12 protein-coding genes and 2 pseudogenes are annotated in these 12,845 nt (G+C 33.4%); 9 read left to right on the forward strand and 5 right to left on the reverse strand.

Annotated features, from left to right (window positions below; translation table 11 throughout):
* Positions 1-24: 24 nt before the first annotated feature.
* The 6 genes and pseudogenes from ACMCNP_RS04890 to rhuM form a co-directional block, all read left to right on the forward strand.
* Positions 25-446: pseudogene (locus ACMCNP_RS04890) on the forward strand (MjaI family restriction endonuclease); the annotation flags it as partial.
* 360 nt (positions 447-806) lie between these two features.
* Positions 807-2,501, forward strand: a complete 1,695-nt coding sequence (locus ACMCNP_RS04895; RefSeq protein WP_419314609.1) for an ATP-binding protein — start codon at positions 807-809, stop codon at positions 2,499-2,501.
* A 156-nt stretch (positions 2,502-2,657) separates the two neighbouring features.
* On the forward strand, positions 2,658-3,914 hold the full coding sequence (locus ACMCNP_RS04900; RefSeq protein WP_419314611.1) for a DUF2130 domain-containing protein: 1,257 nt from the start codon (positions 2,658-2,660) through the stop codon (positions 3,912-3,914).
* A gap of 334 nt (positions 3,915-4,248) precedes the next feature.
* Positions 4,249-6,918 (forward strand): DEAD/DEAH box helicase family protein, encoded by a 2,670-nt coding sequence (locus ACMCNP_RS04905; protein ID WP_419314614.1) that lies wholly within the window; start codon positions 4,249-4,251, stop codon positions 6,916-6,918.
* The gene (locus tag ACMCNP_RS04910; protein ID WP_419314617.1) at positions 6,911-7,411 is read left to right on the forward strand and encodes a virulence RhuM family protein; all 501 of its coding nucleotides are present in this window, start codon (positions 6,911-6,913) and stop codon (positions 7,409-7,411) included. Before ACMCNP_RS04905 ends, ACMCNP_RS04910 begins: the two co-directional genes overlap by 8 nt.
* A complete protein-coding gene (gene rhuM / locus ACMCNP_RS04915) occupies positions 7,317-7,523 on the forward strand; it encodes a RhuM family protein (protein WP_419314619.1) in 207 nt (68 codons plus the stop codon). The genes ACMCNP_RS04910 and rhuM overlap by 95 nt, the downstream gene beginning before the upstream one ends.
* On the opposite strand, the gene ACMCNP_RS04920 is transcribed toward rhuM, so the two are convergent.
* The gene (locus ACMCNP_RS04920) at positions 7,515-7,667 is read right to left on the reverse strand and encodes a ferritin-like domain-containing protein (protein WP_419314621.1); all 153 of its coding nucleotides are present in this window, start codon (positions 7,665-7,667) and stop codon (positions 7,515-7,517) included. The genes rhuM and ACMCNP_RS04920 overlap by 9 nt on opposite strands.
* Positions 7,668-8,185: 518 nt before the next feature.
* Here ACMCNP_RS04920 and ACMCNP_RS04925 point away from each other — a divergent pair.
* The gene (locus ACMCNP_RS04925) at positions 8,186-8,425 is read left to right on the forward strand and encodes a TIM barrel protein (protein ID WP_419314624.1); all 240 of its coding nucleotides are present in this window, start codon (positions 8,186-8,188) and stop codon (positions 8,423-8,425) included.
* A 189-nt stretch (positions 8,426-8,614) separates the two neighbouring features.
* Positions 8,615-8,845: pseudogene (locus ACMCNP_RS04930) on the forward strand (transposase); the annotation flags it as partial.
* 235 nt (positions 8,846-9,080) lie between these two features.
* Here the strand turns inward: ACMCNP_RS04930 and ACMCNP_RS04935 are convergent.
* Positions 9,081-11,537 (reverse strand): sacsin N-terminal ATP-binding-like domain-containing protein, encoded by a 2,457-nt coding sequence (locus ACMCNP_RS04935; protein ID WP_419314627.1) that lies wholly within the window; start codon positions 11,535-11,537, stop codon positions 9,081-9,083.
* A gap of 234 nt (positions 11,538-11,771) precedes the next feature.
* Positions 11,772-11,981 carry a hypothetical protein gene (locus ACMCNP_RS04940; RefSeq protein ID WP_419314630.1) on the reverse strand — a complete coding sequence of 70 codons (210 nt, stop codon included), beginning with the start codon at positions 11,979-11,981 and terminating at the stop codon, positions 11,772-11,774.
* Positions 11,982-12,139: 158 nt separating this feature from the next.
* On the opposite strand from ACMCNP_RS04940, the gene ACMCNP_RS04945 reads away from it, so the two are divergent.
* Positions 12,140-12,403 carry a hypothetical protein gene (locus tag ACMCNP_RS04945; RefSeq protein WP_419314632.1) on the forward strand — a complete coding sequence of 88 codons (264 nt, stop codon included), beginning with the start codon at positions 12,140-12,142 and terminating at the stop codon, positions 12,401-12,403.
* A 138-nt stretch (positions 12,404-12,541) separates the two neighbouring features.
* Here the strand turns inward: ACMCNP_RS04945 and ACMCNP_RS04950 are convergent, their stop codons facing one another.
* Positions 12,542-12,622: a hypothetical protein gene (locus ACMCNP_RS04950; protein WP_419315892.1), complete on the reverse strand. Its 81-nt coding sequence runs from the start codon at positions 12,620-12,622 to the stop codon at positions 12,542-12,544.
* A gap of 25 nt (positions 12,623-12,647) precedes the next feature.
* On the reverse strand, positions 12,648-12,833 hold the full coding sequence (locus ACMCNP_RS04955) for an SDR family oxidoreductase (RefSeq protein ID WP_419314634.1): 186 nt from the start codon (positions 12,831-12,833) through the stop codon (positions 12,648-12,650).
* Positions 12,834-12,845 lie beyond the last annotated feature (12 nt).

Consider the following 12,845-nt stretch of genomic DNA (forward strand, 5'->3'; position numbering starts at 1 on the left):
AAATAATGGATATTAAATAGTGCAATGAATAGGTTTCAACTGAATTTTAAACGTAATGTTGGGCCAACTTCTGAATCAATAAGGAATTGTGCACCTAAAACACTTGAAGAATGGAAAAAATATTACTTTGAAAATGTAAGAACAAAGGAACACATTGAAGAACTTGGGAAAAACTTTATATTAAAATAACAGAAGTTATTCAAGCAGAAGTAGAAGAAATCACGGAAGAAGATTGCATAAATTATATGTTTTAAATGGTTATTAACAGAACCTTTGACGGATACATAACTGAAATAAAAACTATTTATGGTCAATTACAAGTGGATTTACAAAGAGTTTACCCTAATATTAAAATTGAACCAGCACCGGATGAATGGGATAGATTATACAATGTAGATTTTTTTATATTAATAAATGAAAATTATATTGGGATACAAATTAAACCAGCCGGGGATATTTCAGGATAGCAAACAAATATCGATTGGACGGCTGCTTTTGGGCGGTCGTCCTTACTTGAGGGAAATGAAGTATAATGAAACTTGAACAAAAGACTGATTTAAAGTATATTTAAAAGTTGTCGGGGCATAACAGTTTAAAAACAGCGGAGTTTTATACTCACGTATCCAAAAAGGTAATTGGATAATATTAAAAATCCGGCAGATAACTTTTTGAATAGGAGGGGATGGTAAGATGATGGTGAAAGAAATATATAAACAATTGTGCTTGCACCACCGATTTGGCGGTATATGTGCAATTGAACATGTATAACCGTTGTAGGTAATTAGAATTATATAAAAGGATATAAAATGGAAAAATTTGAGATAATACCTAAAGTTGACGAAACTCAAGAATTCATAGAAATTGCAAATGACTTTTCAAATCCATTAGAATTGGTCAGAGAAGCTATAAGCAATGCGTATGATGCAAAAACTACTGAAATTAAAATAAAATTTCTAGTTGAAAATAATTATGGAGAAGCAATCTTAAAAATAGAAATTGAAGACAATGGTAGTGGCATGGATAATAAAGGTTTACAATCTTTTTTTGATTTAGGCAATTCATTAAGGAGAGGAGATAAAAACACTATTGGCGAAAAAGGACACGGAACCAAGGTGTATTTTAACAGCAAAAAGATTGAGATTCTAACTTGGAGGAATGGTATAAAATACAATGCTACTATGATTGAACCTTTTAGAAAACTATTTGACAGAAAAATTCCTAAAGTTGAAGTTGTTCAAACAAGAAGTGAAACAGATAGCTCTGGGACAAGAATTATTATCTGGGGATATAATAATAACCGGCGAGATAAATTCACCCATGAAATATTAAAGGATTATATCTTATGGTTTACTAAATATGGATCAATCGAAAAAATATTTGAACCTGAAAAATATAAAACTCTTCTATATTTACAAGGATTAGGACGGGATAATTATGAGCAAATAAGTTGGGGACATTATTTCCCGGAGGACAGCAAAAATATCACACAACTATTTGAGACTCATTTAACAAAAGCACCTAATTATTATTCTAAAAGGATTATTAAGAAAGGGACTTTAAAAAAATATCCAGAAATAAAGTATGAAACAATATTCAGCATAGAAGGAACAAATGTTAAATATGATTATAACCCAATGATTAGAAGAAAAGGGTATAGTGCCCCAAGAGGTGCTTACACAATACAAGAGAGATATGGTTTATGGCTTTGCAAGGATTTTATTCCAATTCAAAGAAAAAATGAGTGGATAACATACAGAGGTTCAGAATATACTAAATTTCATACATTTTTTAATTGTCAATCTCTTAACCTAACAGCTAATAGGGGCTCTGTAGAAAATACGCCTTCAGAAATACTTCAAGACGTACAAGATGAGATAAAAAAAATTTATAATGAAATAATTAAAAGTGATGACTGGGCTGCAATGGAATGGTTAGAAGATGAAGCGATTTCATATCAAACAACAGAAAGGGAAAAAAAGAATTTCGAATGGCGCTTGAAAAAAGTAAATAGAACTAATATTGCGACATATAAAAATGTTACGTTAGTTGAGCCAGGACGAGAAAGTGGTGTTTTTTCTATCTATCTTTTATTATCAACACTTGAGCCTGATTTATTTCCTTTTCAAATAATTGATTATGATACTCATGATGGAATTGATGTAATAGCTAAAGGAGACAAAAAAACACCTATAGCAAGTTCTAAACTTTATTATGTAGAGTTTAAAAGGACATTAGAAAAAGAGTTTAACCATTCTTTTGAAAATTTACACAGTATTGTATGTTGGGAAACACCAATTAAACATGATGATATTTTATCTGATATAAATAAAGAGGAACGAAAAATGCGGATACTATCACCTGCAGATGAAAAAGATTACACTCATTTTTATCTTGATAATCCAAGAAAAGCACATAAGATAGAGGTTTTTGTTTTGAAACACTATCTAAAAGAAAAATTAAATATTGAATTTAAACATCGAACAGAGTATGCTGTGATATAATTACCCGCAGCAACACCCATGTTGCATACCGCAATTAGTTGTAAACATGGATATTATGTTCCATAATTTAATATATTTGTAAGCAGGAAAATTAGTAATAAAAATGCGGTACGCAGTATAGGTAAACCGTTGGCGTGCATTTAAAAAAGGAAAAACATGAACGAAATTATTTGTCCAAATTGTAAAAAGGCTTTTAAAGTTGATGAGGCAGGATTTGCCGAAATTCTAAAGCAAGTTCGAGATCATCAATTCCAAGAAGAATTGCAAGAACGATTAAATCTTGCTGAAAAAGATAAAGAAAACGCTATAAAACTAGCTGAAGCGAACATTAAAAATTCATTACAAGAAGATCTTGCAAAAAAAGATAAAGAACTAACTGAATTGAAAGCAAAAAGTGAAAGTGAACTTGCCAAAAAATTAGCCGAGAAAGAATCCGAAATTTCTGAAATGAAATCAAAAATTCAGAATGCAGAGATTGATAAAAAACTTAAAGTAACAGAAGCAATAAAAGAAATCGAAAAAGAACGAGACAATCTTGCAAATAATTTAAAAAATAAAGAAACAGAAAAACAACTACTCGAAAAATCTTTAATAGAAAAATTTTCCGCCGAACTTAAAACTAAAGATGATGAGATTGCTCTTCGTAAAGACATGAAGCTAAAGCTCTCAACCAAAATGGTTGGCGAAACACTTGAACAACATTGTGAAACTGAATTTAATAAGCTTCGTGCAACAGCCTTTCAAAAAGCCTACTTTGAAAAAGACAATGATGCCAGATCGGGAAGTAAGGGTGACTATATCTACAGAGAAACTGATGAATCAGGCAATGAAATTATTTCGATAATGTTTGAGATGAAGAATGAGGGTGACGAAACTGCAACAAAAAAGAAAAATATGGACTTTTTTAAAGAATTAGATAAAGATCGAACAGAAAAAAAATGTGAGTATGCAGTTCTTGTTTCTCTTTTAGAAGCAGAACATGAATTCTACAATCAGGGAATTGTTGATGTTTCTCATAAGTTTAGCAAAATGTACGTTGTTCGCCCACAATTTTTTATTCCCATCATCACACTTCTTCGAAATGCTGCAATGAATTCAATGGAATACAAAGCAGAATTAAATTTGATGAGAAATCAAAACGTTGACATTACCAATTTTGAAGAAAAAATAAACACGTTTAAAGATGGTTTTGCGAGAAATTATGGATTAGCTAGTCGTAAATTTAAAACGGTTATTGACGAAATTGATAACACCATTAATCACCTTCAAAAAACAAAGGACGCATTATTATCATCGGAAAACAACTTACGATTAGCCAATAATAAGGCGGATGATTTATCTATTAAAAAATTAACTCATGGAAATCCTACAATGAAAGCAAAGTTTGAAGGACTTAAAGATAATTCCGAATAATTAATTGACTAAAAAACGACACCGCAACAATACATATAAGTCATTGGGTAAGCGGCAGTTAAATTAAAAGTTTGCGAGTAAAAATAAACGACATAGTAAATTGAAAGTCAGGTATTTCAAAACGCCCAACGCCTCATATATTCAACTTTCTGTACAAGCTAAAAAACAGAGGAAAACAGAATGATTAATCTGCTGCAAAAAAATATTTAAATGGAAAGCCAACGCACAAGCATACACATTCGCAATTCGCACAAGCCGACACACAAACCTAAAATTACAAAAGAGCTATTTTTTGCCCACGTTTGAATAAATACGAATTAGAAAAGGAAATAATATGAAGTTTTCAGACCCTTTCAAAATAATGGAACCCAATGAAAGATGGGCGCCATCGCAGGAACAGATAGATTCGTCTCAGAATGATTACGAAAAACTATTACCGCCATTAGTTTATAAAATAAGATTAGCCGTAACAGAGTGGCGAAATAACAATTACAATGGTATTTCTGAAACTTCAAAATCTTTGATGAATTTTTGGTTTGACCAAGAGCATTTTGTCGGACAAAATAAGTTTAGTTTCTTTTTTTCGCAAAAAGAAGCAATTGAATCAATCATCTATCTTTACGAAGTTGTAAAAGCAAAAGACAAATACGAGTTAATGCGATTTGATTCTTCAGAGCGTGTCAGTGCAGGTATGTTTGATGAAAATTGGACAAGATATGTTATCAAAATGGCTACCGGCGTCGGAAAAACAAAGGTAATGGCTTTAACTCTCGCATGGAGTTACTTTCACAAACTTTATGAGAATGATAGTCCTTTATCAAAAAACTTTTTGGTGATTGCACCAAACATTATTGTTTTAAATCGTTTACGAAAAGACTTTGACGGTTTTAAAATGTTCTTTGAAGAGCCTTTTATACCTGACAATGGATTTGATGACAGAGACTGGCGAAATGATTTTCAACTTACTCTGCACATTCAGGATGAATTGAAACCGATTGCCGAATCCGGAAATATATTTCTAACAAATATTCACAGAGTATTTTTAAACGAAAATCCCGAACAAACATTTGAAGATATATTTCTCGGTGCCAAACCCAAAGCAAATGCAGATACATCAAAAGGGTTGGATTTGGGTAAAATTTTAAGAAGCGATAAAATTAAAGATCTCGTTGTTCTAAACGATGAGGCCCACCATATTCACGACAGTTCTTTAGCCTGGTTTAAAAGCATCGAAGATATCAGCAATAAATTGAAACTGAAAAACGGAACGGGAGTATCCTTACAAACAGATTTTTCCGCAACCCCAAAGCATAACAACGGAGCTATTTTTGTCCAAACAATTTGCGATTATCCGCTTGTCGAGGCCATAAAACAGAATGTTGTAAAATCTCCTGTTTTACCTGATGAAGTTTCACGACAGAAAATTCAAGAAAAAAAATCAAATGATTTTATTGAAAGATATAGGGATTATATACATCTTGGATACTTGGAATGGGAAAAACAATATGATGAACTGAGAAATTATAAAGTGCCCATTCTCTTTATTATGACGGTGAGCACAAAAGAAGCCGACCAGGCGGCCGCATTTTTAGAAAGTGATTACCCAAAACTAAAAAATGCCGTTCTGACCATTCATACAAATAATTCAGGTGAAATAAAAGAAAATGCAACAAATAAAAGAGATAAAGAAGAATTGGAAAAACTACGCAAAGCCGCAGATACTATCGATAGGGATGATTCGCCATATAAAGCCGTAGTTTCTGTTTTAATGCTTCGTGAAGGGTGGGATGTACGAAATGTTACAACCATCGTTGGGCTTCGTCCTTTTGGGGCAGATTCAAAAATTTTGCCGGAGCAAACCATTGGAAGAGGTTTGAGGAAAATGTTCGGTTTCGACACGCACGAAAAACTCGTTGTTGTCGGCACGCCTGCCTTTTTAGACTTTGTTGAAAGTCTAAAAACCGAAGGAGTTGAATTCCAATATAGTCCAATGGGTAAGGGTGCAAAAGGGGAAACACCAATTATTATAGAAGTCGATAAAGAAAACACAAACAAAAATCTTGATGAGTTAGACATCGCTATTCCAATAATGAGTCCGAGGATTTATCGGGAATATAAAGACATCAAATTAATTGATGTAAATTCATTAAAACACAAAATTGCCACATTTAGACAATTCGAAGAAAACGAATTAAAAGACATTATATTTACTGATATAGAAGGTGGTTTTTCGCATAAAACAGTATTCAAAGATACAATACCCGATTATCGTAATGTTATTGGCTTTTTTACTTCTGTCATCTTACAAAAAAGCCGTTTGATTAGCGGTTTTAACATTCTTTATCCAAAAGTAGAAAGTTTTATTAAATACAAGCTATTCGGCAAAGAAGTTGGATTAAGCAACCCGCAAACATTACGCAATTTATCCGAGATTGAAGCAAAAGAAGTGTTAAAATCTACGTTCAAAAAAGCCATTGACAAACTTACTGTCAGCGATAAGGGTACGGCAAAGATTAAAAATTATATCTCTTTAAAGACGGCAAAACCCAAAGTTGCATCCAATCAGGCATTTCTTGTTCCCGAGAAATCTGTATTTAATAAAATTATTGGAGACAATCCTTTTGAATTGGAATTTGCATCTTTTATGGAGAACCGTTTTAATGATGTTATTTCTTATGCAAAAAACACAATGGGCGAGGGAGGTATAAATTTTAAAATAGAGTATCAAGCAAAAGATGGCAATATAAGGGAGTATTATCCTGATTTTTTTGTAAAAACAGAGAATAACACTTTTTTTATCGTAGAAACCAAGGGTCGTGAAGATTTGGACGATATTAAAAAAATTGAACGCCTTGCAATATGGTGTGACGATGTAAATAATTCACAAAGCAATTATACATACAACCCCATTTACGCAAAGCAAGAAAAGTGGGATGAAATAAAAGACGAATTGAAATCTTTTGACGATGTGATTAAAATTTTTAAGGTAAAAAATAATGAATAATTTACCCAAAAACAAATCTCAATTTTTAATATACCAAACCGAAAACGGCGAAACAAAAATTGATGTGCGTTTTCAAAACGAAACAGTTTGGCTTACGCAAAAAACTATAGCCGAATTATTTCAGACGACAAAACAAAATGTCAGTTTGCACCTTAAAAATATCCTTGCTGAATGCGAACTTAACGAAAGTTCAGTTGTAAAGGAATTCTTGACAACTGCATCAGACGGTAAAAAATATAAAACCAAATTTTACAATCTCGATTCTATTATTTCAGTTGGATACCGCATAAAATCGCATATCGCCACTAAATTTCGTCAATGGGCAACAAAACATATTGAAAATATATCATTATCTTATTTTCGCAGAAGGGCAAGCCATGCGCCGTATTCCGATTTATATGAAAGATTGGATTGTCAAATTGAATGCTTTTTTGCAACTAAACGACCGCGATATTTTAAAAAATACAGGCTCTGTTTCGCACGAACTGGTTAAACAAAGCGCCGAATTGGAATACGATAAATATAAAAAACAACAGCAAAAAGCATCAAGCAAATTTATTTCATGCATATGGAGAGATAAACCTGAAGCCCCATTTTTAGCATAGCTTATCCGTGTGCTCTTCTTCATCTTTTAATATTGTTTGCAATAAATCCTTTGTTCCGTTGTCTTTAATTTCGGTAGCAAATTTAATATCTTCATTATAGGATTCAACCGCACCTTCCTTGAATTTACTATCATTTTTGTGCATTAGTTCAGCCGTGGAACCGATATACATCTTGTTATAATTTGAAACGATCGGCATGCTTCATTTCGTCTATTGCGCGTTTTTCAATCTCTTTATGGAGATCGCTATAGCCTCAATTATCGCACATCTTCGCATGAACCATGTATTGATTAAATGCGGTTAGCTCATCAGCCAATCTTAGATTAAGTCTTTTAATAATTTTCATTTCCTTTTATAGGCTATCCTCCTTATTTTATTTAACCATGTTATATGATATACACTTTTGTTATAAATCATTACTGCTGATATCGCAGTTGTTTTGAGTTATTTGCCGCAAGAAGATTGTTGTTTGTCTTATTGCTTATTCGTGGTACAATTTTCCGAGTCGAAGGATAATAAATAAATTTTACGTCTTAATCAATTATGTTATTTGCGGATATTTTGTTGGGCGCTCATGTTTCCATTGCCGAAGGATCGGCTAATGCCTGCTTGCATGCAAAAAACACCGGGTCTAATGTTGTTCAGATATTTACAAAAATCAGGTGCAATGGTCGGCAAAACCGCTTGACCTTGATGATATCCATTCTTTTAAATGCCTGGTAAGAGACAATCTAATGGTCGTTGCCCATCTTTCATATTTAGTCAACCTTGGAAGCACGGATGAAACGATAAGAGAAAAATCTGTAAGCGCCGTTATAAATGAGATTAAATGGTGCAGGTTACTCGGTATAAAATCGTTAATATTTCACCATGGTTCGAATAAATCTTGTAACCCCAGATGAGATGATAAAGCAAATAGCTTTAAATTTAAGTGAAATTATAAGGCAAACGGATGATTTTGATAAGATTGTCGGACTCGATAGGTTGCGCGCGCTTCATATCAATGATTCCTTGAAGTCCTTAGGTTTTAGGTTTTTGGTACCAAAACCGCTACTATTATTTCGAATATCTTTCAAAGGAGTTATTCTACAATGATGGGGGAAAAGACAAAACAATCTTCTCTGTTTTACTATATAGATATAGGAGATATGATACCGGAGAATCATATTTTAAGATTAATAAACAAGTATATCGAACTCTTTTTTATACGCAAAAGGACAAAACACATATACAGTCACGCAGGCAGACCATCTGTAGATCCTGAGGTTCTGCTGAGAATGCTTCTTGTAGGTTATCTCTATGGTATTACATCGGAAAGAAGACCATAGGAGAGAGGGTAATTAATGTATTGCTACTCTCCGTATATGACTTGCTAAACGAGCCTGTTCTGTATCTTTCAAAATACATCTCTGAACATAAAAATGATTATTACCGGTTATTGGATGTAACCAAATGTAGAAAGTGGGAGGAATGGATACTTTTCATGTTTAAAGCTACGGATAAATTTTACTCCGGTTTTTAATTGTTATCCCTTCCGTAGCAATTTGCGAGAGAGTTTTAAAAAATATGGAATTCTTCATCCTTAGCTTTACTATACCATTTATCAAATGGTATAGTCATTTTTATATCGTCTATGTTCAATAATTTATCCCCTATAGTTACACATAGGATCGGGTACTTAAGGGCGTCTTTAACTACATAAATAAAATATTCGTTACGTTTTTCTCTAAGGGTTTTTAATTCATTTGCAGTTATAGATATATCCGGCTTTGGCGTACTGCTACTTTTTACTTCAATATATCTCTCTTCAGACTCTATATCATACCCAGGTTTTTCAGACTCATTCAACTCTCTTGCTTCTCTTCTATTGACCTTCTCAAACTGCATTGCTACTTTTGTCCCTATTCGCTGGACGATACTATTTCTTTCTTGTTCTACTTTTTTATCAACTCCTAATTCTTCAAAAAATTTGCGCCATTTATTGATTTTATCATCATCATCATCATCTTTGATAAATTCGGTACTAACTAATTCTATCGGTAAATCGTACAATTCCTTATCTATTAATTGTTCAATATTATGTTCAGGGTTGTATTCTTTAGAGAAAATAATTTCTTCGGGGTTAAGCCATTTGCCGGATTTTGTTCTTAAAGTTAGAAATTTCAAGTCTCCAATAAGAATTTGCCTATTTTCCCATGATGTCTTAAATGATTTAATGTATTCAACTTTTTTATTATCCAAAAACTGTGGCCAATTTTTACGAATAGCAGGCATCTCTCTTTTCTTTAAAATATCTTGAATATGTTCTGTGGTTACTTCTTCAACTCCTAACGCCTTTAAGAATCCTAATATTGTTTTATCTGCTGATAACTCCGGGTGAATAAATTTTAGACTATCTCTTGCTTCCATGGGAATTGAAATAGTACCTGTATTTATGAAAGCATCTTTATCTTTAGGGCATGCTAACCCATAGTCATCCGTAAGTAATATATTCTGATATCTTAAATCATTCTGTCGTGAAATAGATTCTGCATATTTTGATAATTTACTGTAAAATTTCTTGAAAAAAGATAAATTCTTTTGCTCTGCCTCAAGTTTTATTAATCTTGCCATCTCATAATCTATTCCACTGTCTTCACTAAAAGTTGAGCCTTTTTCAACTATTTGTTTAATACTCCGCGGAATTTTACAGTCGGCAGCAAGAATTTTTTTATCAGGGTATAACTGCTTTAGACTGGATTCTGATGTAAGCTCTTTAGCGTAAGACACTATGATCACAGCTCCATCGGGTCTTATTGCCGAACCATCAGTCGCTATTAAAACCGCATTGTTGTTTATAAAGTTTCTTAATGGTTTTTTAATATGGGATTCGAAGAGTTCATGCCCTCCTTCGTAAGAATCTAATGTTGTTGTAAAGTTCATTTTCCATCTTTCGTTCTTTAAAAAAGAAGGTATTGCTTCTTCAATAATTAATTTATATATTTCATCAACGAGCCAATCATTCCATAAACATTCACGAGCAAGCTCTCCCCTTCCCGGTGTTGTTAAGAAATCTGCTTGAATTAAAAAATTTAAGCCGCTTAGGATTTCTTTTAGTGGCAAGAAGCTAAAGACACCCATATGCGCAGTACCTTTTTCCTCCTGCATTAAATTGTTTTCCTCATCTATCTTAAAGGCAACTACGATCTCCCTTGTACATACATGTTCTCGTTCCCATTCTCTTGTTACGTAATCATCTTTTACTTCTTGCGGTGTTATGCAAGAAGAACGAAATATGACCCATCTATGTTTTTCCAAAATATCATTTTTGTATTCTTTAATTTGATAAATCTCATAGCCTGATGTTTTAGAATCCTTGGATTTTATAATTCTTCTCTTGAAATTCTGCTTGGGATCCTGTTTGGAATATATTATTATCTCCGTTTCTTCAATATTGTTTAAAAAAAGTAATATTCTATTGTTTAAATGATCAGGTTTCACCTCTGAATGTATCTTTTCCAGTAATTTTTCTTCTTTAAGAGGCAAATTGAATATCGTTTTGTACTTTTCAGAAATATTTACTTGTGGGTTATCTATCCATAGAGGCATCACTTGCCAAGGTTTTTGATCGGAATCCTTCCAATGATTCTTGTCAAACTTAAAGTGAAAGTCGCCGGAATATATTTCCGGACGTTCAGATATTAGAAATACCGATTTAAATCCTACTCCCAAATAACCGATGTAATTCTCAGGCGTCTTTGAAGAGCGTCCGGCTTTGCATATACTTTTCACATCTTTTTCTAAAAATGAATTCCCATTATTAGATATTCTCACGGTATCTTCTATAATCTCTATTTTTAAAGACGAACTTTTGGCATCATCGGCATTCTGCACAAATTCCATTAAAAAACTCCCGTATCGTGGAAATGCTTTTTGTAGCCTATCTATTGCTCCTGCGAGAGAATCAAGTACATCTTCATCCGATTTAAGTTGCCTATTTTTTATATCTTCTATGTATTGTTGTGGCGTACTCATTTAACCCCCTCATGATTAAGTATCAATTTATAGAAGCATCTTGCCTTGTCAAAATTGATTTAGGAGTTGATCGGAATAAAAATTCAGAAAAAGTTATCTTGACAAATAGAGCATCATGCTCAGATTATGCCACAAATAGCCTCGGTTTGCAAGCAAACCTGCGGTAACACATTTCTTCCATCCACCCCCCGTCTAATAGAGAGTGGGGTTTTCTTGAAAGAATGAGGTAAAAATCTAATCTGATTTCCTTGTTTTAATTCCCAACGCCAAATCATCTACAAAATAATCCTTTTGCCATAGAGATCTGTCTTGCGTATAATTACCCTTGCCCTTTTCACACTGTTGCATAAATCTTATTAATCCGGTAGCGCCAAGACCCTCTCTCAAATATTCATACCCTGCACTTTGAATTTCCCTGTCAGTCTTGTAATCAATTATTTTCATAAATCGCCTCCTCCAACCATTTCAATGGATTATAGACATTTATCTTTAGTTGCGCTATATTTACCGTTTTCTTTAAAAACTAATCATCAACCGTTAATAAAACATCGGCATTGTTCTCTGCACTTGCCAAACGTAAGGCATCAAAAGAAGCAATTCCTTTGCTTTTAAAGAATTTCGCTTTCTCAATCATCTTATCGGTAAGCGATATTTTTAGCAGCATCGGCGGATATTCAAACCCGCGAACATACGTGAAGGAAAAACCCGGTGTATCTCCTTTAATGCCGACTAATTTTCTTTTGGAAAATACTATATTTATGAAATTGTCCGATGTGACAACCGAATTACCTCCATATAGGGAGGATGTTGTTCAGGTTCAAATAGACGCAATGCGGCAGAAACAGTATGAGAATTTTGAAAAATAGCATTTTTGGCAAAAGGCGATAAATCGTTGTTATGCGTAATGCTGCAATCCCTGCTGGCTTTACCTGATGCTGCAAGAAAAGGTGAAACAAGCGCACATCCGCACTCACCCGATCCGTTACATCCTATTGTTTTGGCTGTTAAAGTACGTCCTTTATATTTACATCGACCATTCTCTCCCATTCGTCAATATGCAAGTTTTTTATAAATGATAAAGGCATCAGCCCTGCGTCATTTACAAGAATATCAATATGTCCACCACATGCCAATGAGTCTGTTTGCAGCTTTATTCAGATCATCCATTTTTATAACATCACCCGGCAGAACAACAGCATTCGCCGGTTCTATCTCTTTCTTCAGGGCAGTTAATCTATCAATGCGTCTTGCAAGTAAGCCTACTTTTATTTTTGCAAGCAATATGGCAGTAACCATTCCTATTTCAGA

The organism is Candidatus Acidulodesulfobacterium sp. H_13 (genome assembly GCF_048541835.1).
Lineage (GTDB): Bacteria > SZUA-79 > SZUA-79 > Acidulodesulfobacterales > Acidulodesulfobacteraceae > QIJE01.